This window comes from Myxococcus sp. CA040A, assembly GCF_013336725.1.
Taxonomy (GTDB): domain Bacteria; phylum Myxococcota; class Myxococcia; order Myxococcales; family Myxococcaceae; genus Myxococcus; species Myxococcus llanfairpwllgwyngyllgogerychwyrndrobwllllantysiliogogogochensis.
This window is the reverse complement of record NZ_JABUMR010000013.1, coordinates 18,071-35,500: the sequence shown is the minus strand read 5'-3', so window position 1 is coordinate 35,500 and position 17,430 is coordinate 18,071. Positions and strand designations below refer to the sequence as shown.

Annotated in this window: 15 protein-coding genes; 8 read left to right on the top strand and 7 right to left on the bottom strand. The window is 67.3% G+C overall.

Translation table 11 applies throughout. The features are described 5' to 3' along the window. Positions 1-12 precede the first annotated feature (12 nt). Positions 13-1,254, top strand: coding sequence for a hypothetical protein (locus tag HUA75_RS40565; protein WP_174489487.1), 1,242 nt, complete (start codon positions 13-15; stop codon positions 1,252-1,254). Positions 1,255-1,300: 46 nt separating this feature from the next. On the opposite strand, the gene HUA75_RS40560 is transcribed toward HUA75_RS40565, so the two are convergent. The 4 genes from HUA75_RS40560 to HUA75_RS40545 form a co-directional block, all read right to left on the bottom strand. After that, a complete protein-coding gene (locus tag HUA75_RS40560; RefSeq protein ID WP_174489486.1) occupies positions 1,301-2,914 on the bottom strand; it encodes a cell division protein FtsK in 1,614 nt (537 codons plus the stop codon). A 227-nt stretch (positions 2,915-3,141) separates the two neighbouring features. Then, positions 3,142-4,155 (bottom strand): family 16 glycosylhydrolase, encoded by a 1,014-nt coding sequence (locus HUA75_RS40555; protein WP_174489485.1) that lies wholly within the window; start codon positions 4,153-4,155, stop codon positions 3,142-3,144. Between the two features lie 135 nt (positions 4,156-4,290). After that, the gene (locus HUA75_RS40550; protein WP_141641527.1) at positions 4,291-4,650 is read right to left on the bottom strand and encodes a hypothetical protein; all 360 of its coding nucleotides are present in this window, start codon (positions 4,648-4,650) and stop codon (positions 4,291-4,293) included. An 82-nt stretch (positions 4,651-4,732) separates the two neighbouring features. Continuing rightward, a complete protein-coding gene (locus HUA75_RS40545) occupies positions 4,733-5,803 on the bottom strand; it encodes a hypothetical protein (RefSeq protein WP_254628027.1) in 1,071 nt (356 codons plus the stop codon). 106 nt (positions 5,804-5,909) lie between these two features. Between HUA75_RS40545 and HUA75_RS40540 the strand changes: the two genes are divergently transcribed. From HUA75_RS40540 to HUA75_RS40520, 5 genes are all read left to right on the top strand, one after another. Next, complete coding sequence (locus HUA75_RS40540) at positions 5,910-6,758, top strand: hypothetical protein (RefSeq protein WP_254624077.1); 849 nt, start codon at positions 5,910-5,912, stop codon at positions 6,756-6,758. An 18-nt stretch (positions 6,759-6,776) separates the two neighbouring features. Next, entirely contained in the window at positions 6,777-8,036 is a 1,260-nt protein-coding gene (locus HUA75_RS40535; RefSeq protein ID WP_217446513.1) for a PKD domain-containing protein, read from the top strand. Positions 8,037-8,229: 193 nt separating this feature from the next. Beyond that, positions 8,230-9,072 (top strand): hypothetical protein, encoded by an 843-nt coding sequence (locus HUA75_RS40530; RefSeq protein ID WP_174489482.1) that lies wholly within the window; start codon positions 8,230-8,232, stop codon positions 9,070-9,072. Between the two features lie 56 nt (positions 9,073-9,128). Then, positions 9,129-9,575 carry a lipocalin-like domain-containing protein gene (locus HUA75_RS40525; RefSeq protein WP_174463358.1) on the top strand — a complete coding sequence of 149 codons (447 nt, stop codon included), beginning with the start codon at positions 9,129-9,131 and terminating at the stop codon, positions 9,573-9,575. Between the two features lie 159 nt (positions 9,576-9,734). Further along, a complete protein-coding gene (locus HUA75_RS40520; RefSeq protein ID WP_141641531.1) occupies positions 9,735-10,016 on the top strand; it encodes a hypothetical protein in 282 nt (93 codons plus the stop codon). Here the strand turns inward: HUA75_RS40520 and HUA75_RS46310 are convergent. Further along, positions 10,001-10,141, bottom strand: a complete 141-nt coding sequence (locus HUA75_RS46310) for a hypothetical protein (RefSeq protein WP_181790444.1) — start codon at positions 10,139-10,141, stop codon at positions 10,001-10,003. The two genes, HUA75_RS40520 and HUA75_RS46310, sit on opposite strands and share 16 nt — an antisense overlap. Positions 10,142-10,174: 33 nt before the next feature. Here HUA75_RS46310 and HUA75_RS46305 point away from each other — a divergent pair, with 33 nt between their 5' ends. Beyond that, positions 10,175-10,444 (top strand): hypothetical protein, encoded by a 270-nt coding sequence (locus HUA75_RS46305; RefSeq protein WP_217446512.1) that lies wholly within the window; start codon positions 10,175-10,177, stop codon positions 10,442-10,444. Between the two features lie 70 nt (positions 10,445-10,514). Further along, entirely contained in the window at positions 10,515-11,828 is a 1,314-nt protein-coding gene (locus HUA75_RS40510; protein WP_254628026.1) for a M91 family zinc metallopeptidase, read from the top strand. A gap of 32 nt (positions 11,829-11,860) precedes the next feature. Here HUA75_RS40510 and HUA75_RS40505 read toward each other — a convergent pair whose 3' ends face one another. After that, positions 11,861-14,014 (bottom strand): DUF4114 domain-containing protein, encoded by a 2,154-nt coding sequence (locus HUA75_RS40505; protein WP_217446511.1) that lies wholly within the window; start codon positions 14,012-14,014, stop codon positions 11,861-11,863. Positions 14,015-14,083: 69 nt separating this feature from the next. Then, a complete protein-coding gene (locus HUA75_RS40500) occupies positions 14,084-17,371 on the bottom strand; it encodes an RCC1 domain-containing protein (protein ID WP_254628025.1) in 3,288 nt (1,095 codons plus the stop codon). Positions 17,372-17,430: the final 59 nt, after the last annotated feature.

Sequence of the window (17,430 nt, the reverse complement as noted above, 5' to 3'; positions counted from 1 at the left end):
GAGCAGTCACTCGTGACGTCCTGGCGCCTGGAGACCCTGGCCGTCCATGCCGACCTCCTCCAGCAACGCGGAGACCCCCGCGGCGAGCTGATGGCCCTGGACCTGAACCCCACGCCCGAGGACCGGGGCTGGCGGCACCGACGACAGGCGCTGCTCGCGGAATGGCTGGGCGAGCCGCTCGCGGTCCGCGCGGGACACCTCGTCCAGCATGGCTTCATCCACGCGCTTCGCGATGACCGCTTCCATCCTCCGGGTCTGCTCGAGAGTCCGCTGGGGACCTTCGTGCGGCGCTACACGGTGCGCGGTGATGAACAGGCGCTGGCGCGACTGGCGAGCCGTCCACGGCCCTGGCTGGTTCAGCTCACCTTCATCCCCAGCGGCCCCGGTGTGCAGGTCAGCGACACGGTGCGGGATGCACTCATCGCCGCGACGCCCCATCTCCAGGAGCTTCACCTGCTGGGGGCACGTCCTCCGTTCGACGCCTTTCCCCATCCCTCCGTGCGCCACGTGTCCGTGGGACAGGAGCACCTCCCCGCCCGACGAAACACCCTCGCCGTTCCGGAAGGAGTCGAAGTGCGTGGCTGTCCTCACGCGGAAGGTCGTCGCGGCCCCTGGGTGGAGGACGCGGAGGTGGAGCTCGCACTCGACGCGGTCCACGAGCAGCCTGACTGCGGCCGGCTCCAGGAGTCCTACGACGGGTTCTTCACAGAGGCGGGTTCCCTGGCCGCGCTGCTCGCGCGTCTGCGCTCCGCTGGACTCGTCACGATGGATGGCCCTCTTGTCCGGCTGACGACGGCGGGGCGTGTCCAGCGCAACCTGGAGCCCCTCCGTTCTCCTCGGCTCCCCGCCGCGCAGCTCGACTTCGGCCGTTGGTTTCTCTGGGCCGAGGCGCGTCGGCGGACAGGGGAACATGACCAGGTGCCTATCGGCAGCCTGCGCAGCCATCTCCCCTGGCTCGAACAGTGTCTCTCGCGCGTCCCTCTCGACAAGCGCGTCCAGGACACGCTGGTGAGCTATCGCCGCTTCCTCATCGACACGCTGGTTCCAGCCGATGAGCACGAGGTCCGCGCGTTCGACTCACCTGATGCTCTCGCCGAGGCCGTGGAGACGCTGTTGGAGCTCGAGGACCTGGACCTGGGGTTCATCCACCAGGAGGACCCCTTCGCCGAGGAGGCGCTCCTTCCACTGGAAGCCGCGCTCGACTCCACGCGGGCTCCTCGCCAGGCACTCTTCCACCTCGTGTGGGGCTCTTGAGGCGGAGGTGACGGTGGGTTGGAGGAACGCCGGGAGCTTTCATTGCTCAAGGCACGGAGTAGCGCCCGACGATGTTCGGGTCCAGCGTGGCGCTGGAGAGCCGCAGGCCCGTGGCGGCGCTGACGCTCGTGACGTCGCTCACGCCCAGGTCCGCCAGGGAGAACGACACCGCGCCAAGCTTGGACTGCACCGTGCCGGGCGGGGTGCCGGTGATGCTGCCCACGCCGCTCGTGTACGAGACAGTCGCCAGGGCGGTGGACGTGGTGCCCGCGGCGGAAGGGGTGAAGTCGCTCGCGAGCAGCGCCAGTGAGTAGCCGCCCACGGGCTGGTTGGACGCGTTGACCAGCGTGACGGTGACGCTGTCGCCCAGGGTGGTGGAAGTCGTCGTGCTGTCGACGATGAAGAAGCGCGTCTTCGCGGTGAACGCGGTGCCGAACTGGAAGTGGCCCGTGCCCACGTTGTTCGCGCCGTCGTGGATGCCCAGGCCGGAGGCGGCCACGTTGGCGTTGGCGGGCGCCGTGCCCACGGCGCTCGGCGTGTTGCCACCGGTGATTCCCTGGGCCGTCGCACCCACGAGCTGGGTGAAGGTGCCCTCCGCCGTGGTGAGCGACGCCAACTGCGCCACACCGGTGAGGACGGCCGGAGTGCCCGCCGTCACCGCGCCCGTGAAGGTGGCGCGGGCAGCGGGAAGGCGCGTGGGGCCTCCTCCGACGGGAGGCTCGGCCTGGGTCGTGATTTCATGGGCGATGCGGTGGAGGTTGCCCGCGTCGGTGGCGCTGATGCCCAGCTCGTCCGCCGCGCTGCCCGCGCCCGTGGCCAGACTTCGGGGGTCGTCCTGCGTCACCCTGGCGAACAGCACCGCCGCGGACAGGTAGCTGCCGTACTTGCTCGAGTGACGACTGTCCTGCGCGCTCCACAGATTGAACATGCCCGGGGAGATGCCATCCGCGGGGTTCGGGTCGGCCAGCCCCTGGTCCACCGCGCGCAGGAAGCCTTCCCCCACGCGGGCGACCCCTGTGAAGCCCAGGTCCCGGGAGGCCTTGAAGTAGGAATCTCGCAGGTCCGTCTGCATCGCCTGCAGCCCCGAGGTGCCGCTCGGGTAGCCCTGCGTGCCCACGCCCGTGGGCGAGGCCCAGGTCTCGTACAGGAACAGGTTCGCGGCCGGGTTCTTGGAGAGCACCAGTGAGCGCAGAGTGCGCGCGGCGTCCGTGAAGGCCGTGGGGGCGCCGCCTCGCGCGGTGGGCAGTGGCGTCGTGCTCTGCTCCTGCAAGATGACGGTGGTCCAGGTCGGCTGGCCGATGATGGCGGCCCTGTTGGAGGCATGCCAGCCGAGCGTCTGGCCACTGGCCGTTTCAACGCTGACATTGAACGAGAGGCCCGCCTGCACGGTCAGCTTCTTGAAGATGCCAGGGATTCCTCCCACGCCGGAGCCGTTCGTGTCGGTGACCGCGGCCTTGTTGTACGAATAGGCCGGCTCCTCGTGCCCGTGGGTGAAGCTGTTGCCCACGAAGAGGATGGTGCCGCCCGCGATGGCGATGCTGGAGTCGTCCAGGGCGCCGTCCTCCACGGTGGCCGCGAGGGCGGAGCATCCCACGCTGATGGAGAGGAGGCTCCAGGTCATCAGGCCCAGCAAAGTCACCTCGATTGGAGAACGGCGCATGACGCCTCCCTCAGGACTTCGAGCCCGACGCCACTCGGAACACCTGGGCCTTGCTCCGGGCCCTGCACCTTACGCCTCGATGGTTACCCGTGCATCTGGTGCCGGGCGGACTCCTGGGACTCGCTGCCCGCCCTGTTGCCACCCCCGCTCCAACGGGACCATCCATGGGGTCTTGTTGGAGCGGGGGGACCCGGTGCTCGGGCGACAGGCCCTACCGGTGCACGTGCTCAGCGAGTGTCACGAGGCCTTGTGACACAGGCCGCCTTGCTCTGAAGTTCCCCTGGCAGCTCGGGGCAGCCGTCTGTCCCTGGATGACAACAAAGCGGCCAGGTTCTCGACGGCTCTGATTCCGCCGACCACGCTCCTGCATTGCTGACGACGGGACACGTCAGCGCCGGCGTCCATCCTTCCACCTTGTCGATGAGGAAGGTCGACGGGAACTGGGTCCCGGTGCCCACCTGATTCTCGGGCCAGCCCAAGCCGCCTGCCTCGACATTGAGGTTCAGGAGCAACTGCATCGGTGGCGGCGGGATGTTGGCCGTCGCCGAGTACATCGGCACACCATCAATGCTGATGAGGATGCGATTCGGGCTCCAGTCGAGTTCATAGACGCGGAAGCTCAGTGCATAGGGGACCGCGGCCGTGTGCTCGTAATCCACCTGGCGAGCCGGCTTGCAAGTCGTCTCGCCGGGCTCGGGCTGTGTTTGCGGGTAGTGGCCGAAGAACATCTTCGCGGGGTTGTATCCACAGAGGCCACCGCCTTCGAACACGTCAATCTCGCTGCAGTTGTGGCCCGAGAACCAGAATGCCGGCACGAGGCCCGGCTGGGCCGTCACCTTCGCGGTGATCCGGTAACGCCCATAGCCAAACCACTGATGGGTCGCGATGCTCCCGGACGAATAGCCATTGAACCCCGTGGGGTCGACCTTGGCGGTGAGCTTCAACATTCCGGAATCCACGGTGGTATTTACGCCACGCCAATAGGAGTCCGTGTTCGGTTCGGAATTCAGGACGATCCACTTCCCAGTGTCGAGCCCCTGGGAGAAGTCGTCGTAGAAGGTATGCCGGCCGCAGCAGCCGCCAAGGCAGGTGGCGCCCGCCAGGCATGAGCCAGCACAGCACGGCTCACCGTACCCGCCGCAGCTCATGCACGCACCGGAGACGCAGGTCTTCCCCGCCGCGCAGCCGGCCTGACACGTACCGTTCGGGTCAGGTGCATCCACCTGGATGAAGACGGGCACCTCCCCCGGGAGGGGCACCCATTGGGGGGAGGCGTGGGCACGCATCGGCGAAAGAAAGACGACGAAGAGCGCGAGGCCCAGAACGACATGGGGGGAGTTCCCCCGAGTGGGAGTCGACATTGCTGTCATCCCGGGCTACGGCGAGATGTCCAGCGCATACACGGTACAACCCCAGCCCGTGGTGGTGACGGTCTCATCCGTGTGGACAGTCACATGCTTGCCGGCCATGAAGGCCGCCAAGACCGCCGAGTACATCGCCTTGGCGCCGTCCGCCGTCACGCCACGGACGCCGACCACCACGGCTCCGCGCTGATTGCCCTGGTTTCCATTGGAGCAGAGGGTGAGTGGCCCCGTGAGCACCAGGCTGAAATTCCCATTGGCATCGACTTGAATGCTATGGACTGTCGCCGTGGTCTGCGTTGCCATCGCTTCGCCCGTAAACAAGGTCGCGAGCAGGCCTGTGGCGATGAGTGATGACAGAGAAGCTGCCTTCATGATGAGCCTCTTGGATGTGAGTGTGCTTTCGGCAGGGTGCCATTTGAAGAGGCTCGTGTCCATGGTGGTGCGGGGCGGCGACTCAGGGGATGCGTGCGTCGAGCCACGTCAGGTGCGCGTCGATGGTCTCCGATACGACTTGTGCTTGCTCGGATGCACCAGGCTCGGTGTATGGGTTGCCAATCTCCTTGTGCTTCCACTTCACCCAGGTCTGCTTGTACCAACCCCAATCGAGGTTCGTTCCCGTTGACGGCGGCGTGGCGCCGGCATACCCGGAGAAGGCGCGGATGCCCGTGGCGGGGGCGACCTCCTGGCCTCCCACCACATGGAAGATGTGGAGCCGGTCGCGACGAGGGAACTGGGCGGTCAGGTTCGTGGCCCACGCTCCATAGAAGGTGCCCCAGGGCCGCACGGGGTTGTTGATCTTGCTGTCGAAGGTCCCCAGCTCGTCCTGGCTGTTGCGACACACTCCGTCGAACGACGACACATAGATGTTGATGCCGTCGAGCGCCGTATTCGCGCGAAGCGCCTGGGCCAGGCGCATCACCAGACATCCGCCGCGCGAACTGCCCGCCAGGTAGATGGAGCGCGTCTCCGGACGGACCTGGGCCTGCAGCCAGCCCACGAAGCCGTTGACGATGCGCTGCTTCGTGTCGCTGTCGTCCAGGTGGTTGAAGTTGCTGTCATTGACCAGGGCCAGCCAGGTCTTCCCTCGAGGAAACCATCCCAGGGTGTCCAGCTTCATCGCCAGCGAGCGGCCGTCCAGACTCACGTTGGGGCAGGAGACGCTGTCGCAGGACGCGTCCCAGTTTGACGACTGCCCCGTGACGCCACTGGAGTGGCCGCTGCTCGAAATCTTCTGGCCCGCCGACATGACGACGAGCGCTTCTCGCACGCCAGGTGCATCCGCCTCCGCGATGCGGATGTCGTGGAGCGTGCCGTCGGAGGCGCCCGCCGCTCGGAAGTGCTCGAAGCCGGCCGCCGCCTGATAGGCACCCGAGGCGTTCTTGTAGACGACGCGCCGCGACACCACCGTCCTGCTGGCGCCGCTGGGATAGGCCAATGCCTGGGCCTGGGCCTCCAGCGCGCCGTCGGACTCCAGAGGGCCGCCACAGCCCGCGAGGACGCCTCCGAGCAGCAGGATCCGATTCATCCATGAGAAGACACGACGAGAAGTCCCTGGGGTGAGAACCATGTGTTGCACCGCCTCCTGGAAGGGTATGAAGTGAGTCTTTCATATCTTTCCAGGTGGGCAGAGAATGCTTCGAAGTCCTTCGAGAGAACGACGTGGGGCAGGCCGCCCGGGTGCTCGTGCGGCGCGCTGCGTCGCCGTGTCGTTGGGCCTGTTGCTCGCCTTCGCGTCCACGGGGGCGCGCGCGGATGGGTTGTCCGTCATCCCCTACGGCGACAACTGCTGGGGCACGGGGACGGACGCGGACCGGGATGGCCTGAATGACGACTGTGAGCAGCAGGTCGCGCGCTGGTTCATGCCGCTGTTCTGGTTCGACACGGGCGAGAGCGGCTACGAGCGCCGTCCCTACTTCGCGGTGAAGAGCGAGGGCTTCGCGACGCGGACGCTGCGCATCTTCTATCTGGACACCTTCTTCGAGGACACGGGTGTCACCACCGGCCACGACGGCGACCCCGAGTTCCAGATCTTCGAGGTCCATTACTCCGGGGGCCGCTGGTATCTCGACTGGGTCTATCTGTCGGCGCACCGCAAGAGCGTGTGTGAGTCGTCCGCCTGGTATTCGTACGAGCAGCTCGAATACGACACGCGCGACGCGCGCAATGCCTACCGTGGCTGGCCCGTGCTGTACGTCGCCGAGGACAAACACGCGACGTACAACAACCTCGCCACTTGTGACAGCGGCTGCTTCGCCCAGGATTACTGCAGTCGTCACGTGGCCCAGTACCTGGACACGGCGTCCGCGCCGCTGGTGTCCCGCAACGTGGGGTCGACAGGGGTTCCGCTCATCAACTCCGTGGTGTTGAACGGAAAGACGGAGCGGTTGCTCGACGACGTCGACTTCAAGGGCTGGGATGACCAGTGGTACCGGCCGAACTCGAAGGGGTACTTCCGGCACCTCAACGACTTCGGCTTCTAGCCACCGGGAAGTCGACGCATGTCGCTCGAACCTCCTCGAGTCCGCTCTAGGACGCGCGTGGCCGTCGTCACGGGCTTCGCCGTGCTGTTGCTTGCCCTGGCGGTGGTGCTCCCCGCGCGTGACGGTGGGGTGGAGGAGGTCCGGCGCCCGGAGTCGGCGGTGCCGGAGGTTCCGAGCGCGCCGGTGGTGGCACCTCGGGCTCCCGAGGTCCGCGAAGCGCGTGCGGCTTCGGCGCCCATTCCCGCCAATGTCTCCGGAGAGGCCCTGTCGGCGGCGCTGAACGAGGAGCGGGTGGTGCTCGCCTCCAGCACCTTCATCGAGCGCCTGGAGATGAACCGGCCCTGGGCTTGTGCGGGTGGGCAGGTCTCCCTGGCGGGCAGGGTGGGGGGCGCGCCGGAGTCAGGTGCCCTCTCCCGCTGGGTGTGGCCGGGAAGGGAGGCGGCGGCGGAGCTGCATCCAGGGGCTCGACTCCAGTGGCGCGCGCCCGCCGAGCCGGGCACCTATTTCGTACGCTTCCAGGTGTGCAAGGACCTGGGCGGACGGCGTGTGGGCGTCCTGGCCGAGGAGCTGCTCCGAATCGAGGTCCGTGACTGTGACGACGACGGCGCCGCGCGAGAGGAGGGCCAGCTGCGGGTCGACATCATCCAGCGCGCCAATGGGGCCTTCCTCTTCCGTGCCGTCTCAGCGGAGTCCGAGTCGCTGTCCGGTCATGCCTGGGACTTCGGTGACGGCAGCACCGCGTTCACGTCGGGGCCCGAAGTCACTCATGCCTATGACACCCGTGCGCTGGATGTCCGGACCTTCACGGTGAGGCTCCTGGCCGGGCGGGGCGAAGGGGCCGCGCTGAGCGCCACCGCCTTCGTGAGTGTGCGCGGGCAGCCGCCTTCCGATGAGCCGCTGCCGGCGACGCTCGCGTTGTCACGCGCTCGTGCGGACGCGGAGGAGTGGCGGAGCGAGGTGTCCGTCGAAGTCCCGGAGCCAGGCGTCGTCACCTGGGAGCGTGTGGAGCGCTCGATGATTCACTGGAACGACCAGGTGGATGCCTACACGCTCCCGTGGCGAGAGGTCATCACGGTGGAGGCGGAGACGGGCCGTGGCGGCCTCCGGGGCTTCGTCACGGTGCGCCCATCCGAGCTGGCTGTGACCGTGAAACGGGTCGTCGATGTCCTCCACGGACGCGACGAAGCCGGTAAGGCGGTCTCCTTGTCGTGGGCCTCCTTCAAACGAGAGGCCGCGCCCATGGCGCCCTCCGTCGAGGCGCGGCTTCCCCTCAAGTAGCGGACAGCATACGCGTTGTCCCGTAGGCGTGTTTGTCGATGCGGGCCAATGCGTGGCATTCGCTTGCCCGCAGGGTGCGGGTGGTGGGCTTGTCTGGGAATGATGTCGCATTCGACCTGGGTCCAATTGGCTTGAGATGCACCTCCTGGACATGTTGCCAATGACAGGGTGTGAACACGAAAGGCTGGACTCGATGGCGAATCTACTCGACCTCATTGGGGAATCCGCGCCGTATGTCCATGTCCACGACCTGGTCGTGGACAATGGCGTGCTGCACAGCCGCTTCAAGCCGGAGCAGCAGCGATACGGCGAAACGACGTTGATGAGCTGTTCGGAGGCGCTTCGCACCCTGGCGGTCCACGGAGTGCTGACCTGTGCCGCGGCGAATCCCAGTCAGGGCAGGCACTACTATCTCGCCGCCAGGGCGGACCTCCAGGTGCTCCCCATCCAGGCGACCACGTCGGGCTCCTTTCACTGCGTGGGGCGCGTGGAGCGGATTGAACAGCGCAAGCAGTTCCCCTACTTCAAGGCGACCACGACGTGCTTCACGGAGAATGGCGAGCGCTACGCGGTCATGGATGGGGAGTGCATTGCCCTTCCCGAGTCGGCGTTCGTGGCCATCAAGGGGGCTGATACGGCACCGGTGGCCGCGCGGGCCCCTGGTCAGCCCAGTCCCTACAGGGACCCCGTGAGGCCGATGAAGTTGGAATGGACGAAGCCCGGTGAGGTGCTGCGGGCCTGGCTGGAGGGGTTTCCCCGCGAGGACTTCGCTGGCCACTTCGATGTGCGGGCGCTCTGTCCCTTGTCCCTCCTGGCGGGGAATGCGTTCTCATTGCTGCGTCACTTCCCTGGCTTCGATGCCTATCGAATCAGCAAGTGTCTGGCCACCTGCAAGGACGTGCCGCTCCCGGGGGAGCCCATGCTGTTCAACTGCATCGCCGAAGCGGCCGGCCAGTTCAAGCTCACCGCGGAGAATGGCCAGGGCAAGCACCTGGCTGCATTTCAGCTCGAGGCGCGACCCGACTCGCATGGATGAGGCGCCGCTGAATCAGCCCGCATGGCCGTTCAACCTTCCCCGCAGGAGATGAACCGATGCTCAAGGATGGACTTGTCGGCACCTGGCAGCTCGTATCCCTGGCGAGCCTCCTCCCCGATGGCAGCAGGGCCCATCCCTTCGGGCATCAGCTCCTGGGGATGTTGATGTATGACAAACATGGAAACATGTCGGTGCAGTTGATGCGGGGCGACCGCGCCCGCTTCCAGTCCGCGGACCTGCTGGGGAGCCAGGAGAAGGAAGCGAAGGCCGCGCTGGACGGAGCCGCCGTGTACTTCGGGACCTACGAGGTCGACGAGGAGACGGACACGGTCTCTCACCACATCCAGGGCAGCCTCTTTCCGAACTGGATGGGGACCGTGCAGCGACGCAAGGCCGTCCTGGATGGCCATCGGCTCTTCCTGCGCACCGAGCCTCTCGCGTTTGGGGGCAGCCAGGCCGTGGTCGTCCTGGAATGGCGCAGGTTGACGCCCTCGTCCACCTGAGCCCCGTGGCGGCGGAGCCCCAGGGATTCCTGCCCTGGCGGCTTTGTCGTCGCGTGAGCCTGGATATGTTTCACGCGGGGATAACAGGACTGGCTCGAAATCCAGTTGCTCCTGTGATAGATGCGTTCGGCGATACCTTCACTGGATGGGAGCCGAAAAATGTTCAAGCAGCCCGCGAAGTTGGCTTGTGTCGTCGCGCTGGTCCTGAGTGGTTGTGGTGGTGCACCCGAGGAGTTGTCCGTGGACGGGTCGGAGGTCATCGAGTCGACCGAGCAGGCCCTCATCTGGGCGTGTGACGGGACGCGCGCCTTCAACCGCTACTGGTATGTGAACAACATCGAGGTCGGCCGCGAGTACTGCGACTGCCCCGATATCCTCAACAAGTTCGGCGAGCAGCGGGGCCGCTACACCCAGGAGCGCATCGCCTACTGCGCTCCTTGAGCCGGCGCGCCGCGCTCCTTCCGCTGTGCCTGCTCCTGCTCGCGTGTCACGCCGAGCAGGAGCCCCTCACGCCGCCCCTCGCGGGAGACTCCTGCTACGAGCACGTCCGGCGTCTCGCCGCGCATGACCCGTGCTCTCCAGCCGGGTACGCTTGCGGGATGACTCGCGCCTGGGTCACCGAGGTGTTTGAGGCCCTCGAACGACAGTCTTCCGAATACAAGTTCGACGACGGTATCGACGGCTCCAGGGCCGGCTACCGGGTCGTCCATGGCGACGAACTCCAAGGGGTCTTCCAGCACCACGCGGGACGCGACGAGACGGTCATCTACCGCGTGCGTCACACGGGCACGGAGGACCATGTCGTCACCCTCGAGCAGCTTCCGCGCGGGCAGGGCTATCGCATCTACCCCTGGACCCGCCACCCCTGAAGTGCGTGGGTGTAACCGCTTTCATGCTCGCGCCGTAGGAGAGGTCTCTCCGTCCCTGAGGAGCACCTCCATGTCCGGTACCAAGGTCGCCGCGAAGGTCCTCGCCAAGCCGTTCTTGTCCTCGCCGAAGGCCGAGTTGGCGAAGCCGAAGCCGGTCCTCCCTCAGGCCGCGAAGCCGGCGAGTTCCTTCGCGCGAGACTCCTTTGATGCGGCGCAGCGGAGGTCTGGCCCGGACCTGACGGGCGCGCCTCGCGCGAAATCGAGCGCGACCCCGCCGACCGTCAGCGAGGACAGGTCCGGACGGACGGTGGTGAACCTTGGCGCGGGGGACGGCACGGCGACCGTCTCCCAGGGCCCCAAGGGCGGGCTGACCATCACCAGCGGGAGCTCGACCATCCAGCTCACGGCGGAGCAGGCCGAGAATGTGGTCATCAAGGGCGGCGACGGAAACGACAAGATTACCGTGGACGTCAACGTGACGACGGGCGTGGCCATCCATGGCGGAAAGGGAGATGACTATCTCCAGGGTGGCTCGGGTGATGACTCCATCCGGGGCGGAGATGGCCGGGACGTGGTGTATGGCCTGGGCGGCAATGATGCCGTGAGCGGCGGGGCGGGGCGGGACTACCTGGATGGCGGCCGTGGCGATGACAGCCTCAAGGGCGACTCTGGCAAGGACCAGGTGATTGGCGGGCGGGGCAATGACACGCTGGCCGGCGGTTCGGGGAGCGATGTGCTCGCGGGAGGGGCCGGCAAGGATGCCATTGACGGCGGCTCCGGGCGCGATGAGGTCTATTCGCAGAAGAACGACACCGTGGCGCGCTCGCGCCAGGACACCGTCACCACGGTGGACCTGAGCGAGGCCGTGGGCACGTCGGTGACGGTGAAGGGGGATGCGAACTTCCAGGCGCGTGTGCAGTCGGATCTGGAGGCGTTGGAATCCCTCCCGGTGGGACGGGAGCTGCTCTCGGGGCTGGATGCCAGTGGCAGGTCGACCACCATCCGGGAGACCTCGGGTGGAGACTCGGCCTCTCCGACCAACGACGACGACTCGTGGTTGAGGCCCGATGGGACGCCGGGGCCGGGCTCGGACGCGACCATCAGATACAATCCCACTGACACGGAGTACTACGAGGGGGACGAGTCCTGGCAGGTGAAGCCCCCCGTCACCACGCTCTTCCACGAGCTGGTGCATGGCTACAACTACGCCACGGGGACGCGCGCACCGGGAGAGACGGACGGCGTGAACAACCGCGAGCTGGCCGCGGTGGGGCTGCCCTATGACCACGACGGCGACGCCAGCACTCCCGACATCCGGCCCTCGCACCCCACCGAGAACAAGCTCAGGGAGCAGCTCGGGCTGACGCCCCGCCCGGAGTACTGACGGGCGAGGCGTCACGCGGAGGAGGCCGTGGCTCAGGGCACGAGGCTGACCTCGTAGCCCACGTCCACGTTGAAGATCTCCGGTTGGCACGAGAAGTTCGGACTGCGAACCGTCGCCTTCCAGCAGAGCTGAGCTCCTCTGGAGGGCGAGAGGTCCACCACCGCCTCGCTCTGCCCGAACGCGAACGGCACGCCCAGCCAGGTGGGCGCGGGATTCGATTGGCAGCCCCCTTCACCGCACAGCCTGCAGTCCGAGGCGACGGAGTAGGAGGTCTCCGCTCCCGATGGAGAGGACTGGCACTCCGTGGGGAAGCGGTCGTCCTTGCGAACGCGCACGCGTGAAATGGCGCAGTGGGGCGCCGCGGTCTCGCTGATGACCGTCGAGCGCACCGCGCCTGGGAGGGGCTGTGCCTGGAGGAGGAACACCACATCCGCGAAGCTCCGATCCCCTCCGCCGTTGAGGTCCTCGAACCCGAGGATCCATCGGCCCGGGTAGGTGAGGGGTGACGCGAGGGAGAGGTGCGGCATGCTGCCGTGCCCAGGTGTCGGAACCCAGGTGCGCTCCATCGGCAGGGCGAGTTTTCCATAGGCCTGCGTTCGGAGCAGGGTGTGGGAGACAGGGTCCAACCAGCCACAGAGCCTTCTGTGGGGGGCGTCACTCAAGGGACAGGAGGCACCCTGCACGTCACTGGGGTCGCACCCCTCCTCGTATTCGCAGCCGATGTTGTGCTCGGCCACTGGCGAGGTGCCCCGTGAGTCCTGGTCCAGGTTCCACCGCGACTTCGAGAAGAAGACGGACGTGGAGGTGTTGAGATGCAAGGTGCACTGGCCCTCCACCGACTTGCGCAGGCACGGATACACCGTGCCTCCCTCGTTCGGAGAGTGCGTGGTGTCGAAGTAGACGACGAGGAAGAAGACGAGCTCCCTGCCGCCCTGCACCAGTCCCAGGTCCACGGTGCGGTCGAAGCTGCTGATGCCAGGGTTGGGGTTGACGTCTCTGAGCACGCCCGAGGGCGTATAGGCGGATACATCGTAGTCGGGGATGCCATTCTCATAGGCGGAGCTCGCGTCCAGGACGGGCCCGAGTGACTTGAACGTGGCGCGGTCCTCGTCATCGTCGGTCAACAGAAAGGGCAGATGCCCGAGTCCCTTGTAGCCATTCTCGGTCACGGCGGGCTCAAGCAGATTGGGGATGCGAGGGTAGAGCCCGCGATCCGAGAACCCTTCGCGTGGAGGATCCCTGGAGAGGGAGCCGATGACGTCCACCAAGATGAAGTTCTGCGTCCGGCCGGGTCGGGCATCCTCCAACGCCTCCTTCCCCAGGAAGGTGTCCGAGCAGGTCGGGTTCAACGCGAGCTCAGGCTGGCTATAGGTGGCCCCGCCGGACACGAACGTCCGCGAGCAGCGACGATCCCCGCCGACATAGGGGCGGGCCTGCGGACCGGAGGGCGGGGAGAGGTTGTAGAGATCCTCGTGAAGGTCGGTGATGCCGTTGCCGTTGGCATCGACCAGGGTGTCGTCGGACGAGTCAGTCGTCCCCTGGGTGTCGACGTAGCCGCGAGCGACGAGGTCGTCGTAGTACATCCAGCCCAGCGTGTGGTTCGCCAGGGCCCTCTCGCGAAGGAACAACAGGGACAGGTTCCGGTCGGTGGGGAAGACAATCTTCTCGGCGCTCAGGGCGGAGTCGACGGGTTGGTGCCGCAGCGTCGCGCTCGGGGTGAGGCGTACGTTGTCGAGGGACTCGAACTGAGGGGCCGCGAAAGGGGGCTGTCGGTCGGCGCCGAGGTCGCCTCCGACGGTGAAGGTGAAGGCCACTTCGGAGGTGAGCCCGTAGGCATTGGTGACAGCGACCTTCACGGGAAGGCTTCCTGGCGCGAGGCAATCCGGAGCGGTCCAGGTGACTTCACTCGTGCCCTCACCGTCGACCGGGGGACCGAGCACTCCCGCGGTGGCGGACCAGGTGAAGCTCAGGGCGCTGCCCTGAGGGTCGCTCGCCGTCACCCCCACGAGCGAGGTGCCTTGAGAGGGCACCTGCTCCAGCGATTGGGATGTGCTGACAATCCGTGGCGGCAACACCGCCAGCGTTGGGCTGCCCGGGGTGGGCCCGCCCTGGGCGCGAGTAGCCACCAGGGCGAGCATGAAGACAAAAGCCAGGCTTCGTGGAACTCGGTTCGGACTCAATGACATGACGATTCCCCCCTCCAGAACGACAGACTGTGTGTGACCGCTGAAGCCTCGCCACCCGTGTGTCCACGGTCACCAGACGCGGCTGGGTCGCAAGCGGAGCATGGATGAGCCATTGCCCAGCTCCCCGGATCCGTTGTTGCCCCAGCCCCACACGGAGGCGTCGGACTTCACGGCCATTGAATGCGCGGTCCCCGCGGAGATGGATACGACACCCGTGAGTCCCTGGACCTCAACGGGCCGATTTCGCAAGGCGATTGAGGTGCCATCGCCAAGCTGTCCCGACTCGTTGAAGCCCCAGGCCCACACCCGTCCTCCCGCGGTCAGCGCCAGGGTGTGCTCTTCGCCCCCATCGATGGCCACCACGCTGGGGAGGCCCGGAATCGGGCGCGGCTGCCAGCGAGACTGGGTGGTGCCATCGCCCAGGGCTCCCAGGGAGTTGCCGCCCCAGGACCACACGGTGCCGTCCACCGTCACCGCCAGGGAGTGGCTGCCGCCCGTCGAGATGCGCGTGACACCCGAGAGCACCGCGATCGCGGCGGGCAGGGTCCTGCGCCAGTTCGACGGGTCCCCCAACTGGCCACCGGTGTTGTCACCCCAGCTCCAGACCGTCCCGTTCGCCTTGAGGGCCAGGGCGTGGCTTCGCCCCGTGGCGATGGCTTGCACCTCTGTCATTCCCACGACCTGGACGGGAGTCACCCGCCTCGTGGTGGTTCCATCTCCGAGCTCACCGTTGGAGTTGTTGCCCCAGGCCCACACCGTCCCGTCTGACTTGAGCGCCAACGAGAACTCGAGGCCCGCGGCGACGGACACCACCTCCGTCAGGCCCACCACGGCGGTCGGTACCCACCGCTCGCTCGTCGTGCCATCTCCGAGCTGCCCCTTGGAGTTGCGACCCCAGGCCCACACGGTTCCGTCCGTCCGCGCGGCCAGGGCGTGACCGAGTCCCAGCGAGAGGGCCACGACATGTGAGATGCCGGGCACCTGCGCCAGCGTCTCTCGGTCGACGTTGGTGCCATCTCCCAGGACACCCGAGGGATTGTCGCCGACGGACACCACGGTGCTCGTCGCCTCGAGGAGCAGCGAGGAGTAGCCGCCGGCCTCCACTCGCCAGGGATTGGAGAAGGTGGTTCGGATGGGGGTTGCGAAGGCGTAGGGGATTCCGTCGCCAATCTGCCCGTCGGAGTTGCTGCCCCAGCCCCACACCGAGCCGTCCGCCAGCGTCGCCAGGGAGTGGTAGTGCCCCGTTGCCAGGGACTCGACGCCCACGAGGTCTCGCACCTGGGTCGGTATCAGGCGCGTGAGGCGGCTGCCATCTCCCACGCTGCCGAAGATGTTCTGGCCCCAGCCCCACGCCGTTCCGTCCAGCTTCACCGCCAGCGAGACGCTATTGGCCGAGGCGATGAAGACCATGCCCGTGGCCACCTGTATGGGAATGCTGGCGGGGTTGTAGCTCCCGTCCCCGAGCTCGCCCGACGAGTTCTGACCCCAGGCATGGACGGTTCCGTTGGCTGTCAGCGCGAGGGTGCTGCTGGCTCCCGCCGCGACGGACACGACGCCTGTCAGGGCCGGCACCAGCGTGGGGACCTTGCGCCACGTGGTCGTGCCATCGCCGAGCTGGCCCGAATAGTTGTCGCCCCAGCCCCAGGCCGTGCCGTCCATCTTCACCACCATCGTGTGAGAAGAGCCCGCGTCGATGTGGGTCACCTCCGTGAGCCCTGGGACCTGACCGGGAACCCACCGCGAGGTGGAGGTGCCATCCCCCAACTGGCCGTAGCCGTTGTATCCCCAGGCCCAGACCGTCCCATTCGCCATCAGCGCGACGGCATGGTGAGCGCCCGCCGAGATGGCCACCACCGAGGTCAGCCCGGGAACCTGGATGGGACTCAGGCGCGCCGTGGTGGTGCCGTCGCCGAGCTGACCCTCGCTGTTGTCTCCCCAGGCCCAGACCGTTCCGTTCGACGTCAGGGCCAGACTGAAGTCGAATCCCGCGGAGACGGCTACCACCCCCGTGGGCTGGGGCAACTGGCCCGGCAGGAAACGTCCGGTGGTGTCACCGCTTCCGAGCTGGCCCTTGGTGTTGCCGCCCCAGGACCACACCGTCCCGTTCTCCTTCACGGCGACCGAGTGCTTCTGGCCCAGCGCCGTCGTGCTCCGCTCCACGAGCGCCGTGGTCCGGGTGGGAAGCATGCCCATCAGGTCCGAGCCGTTCCCCATCTGTCCGTCCGTGTTCGCGCCCCAGGCCCAGACCTCTCCGCTGGCCAGCACCGCGACGGAGTGCTGTCCACCTCCCGCCGACACGCCCCGCGCGGCGGTGATGCCGGGGACCTGCACGGGAGACAGGCGTTGGAGCAGCGTGCCATCCCCGAGCTGCGCTCGTTGGTTGTCGCCCCAGGCCCAGAGCGTTCCATCCACCTTGAGCGCCACCGAGTGCTGCCCGCCGCCCACCACCGCCTCGACTCCGGTCAGCCCGGGCACCTGCGTGGGGAGGAGTGTCTCGGCCATGGAGCCCAGTCCCAACTGCCCCGAGGTGTTCAGTCCCCAGGCCCACACGGTTCCATCCGACTTCACCACCAGGGAATGGGAGCCGCCCCCCGAAAGGGCCATCACTCCACCGAGTCCGGGCAGGCTGCCGGGTACTTCCCGGCCCGTCGTGGTTCCCGTCCCGAGCTGGCCGGCCGCGTTGCCGCCCCAGGTCCACACGCGCCCATCCGCCGTCAGGGCGAGCGAGTGCGCATTGCCCGCCGCGATTGCGACCACCTTCCCAAGTCCCTGGACCTGGACGGGGGTCAGGCGTCGCGTGAGCGTTCCATCCCCCAGTTGTCCCGTGGCGTTGTTGCCCCAGGCCCACACGGTGCCATCCGCGGTCAGGGCCAGCGAGTGCGAAAAGCCCGCGGCGATCTTCACGATGCCATTCAGGCCCGGGATGCGCGCGGGGACCGTGCGTTGGAGCAGGCTCCCATCACCGAGCTGGCCATTGTTGTTGCTGCCCCAGGCCCACACGGAGCCATCCGCGCGCAGGGCCAGCGAGTGCTGGTCTCCGGCACCCAGGAGCTGGACATTCGAGAGGGCCCAGACCCGCACCGGCCGAAGGCGCGTCCGCCTGGAGCCATTGCCGAGCTGGCCATTGTTGTTGTTGCCCCAGGCCCACGCGGTCCCATCCGCGCGAAGGACCAGGGAGTGATTGCGACCGGCCGCCACGGTCCCCTGGCGCGAGAAGCCCTCGGCGGCGCGGGTGACGTCGAGCGTGGCGGGGAGCACGGGGCCGGGCTCGGGGACCTGCCCGGAGCAACTCATCAGCAACACCAGACACAACAGCCCACTCCAAGGACGCAACGCACCCTGGCTGCCACGCATCATGGACTCCCCCTGTGGGTCGCACGGGCGACCCGGGCCGCAACGAATCATCATTGGGCCAT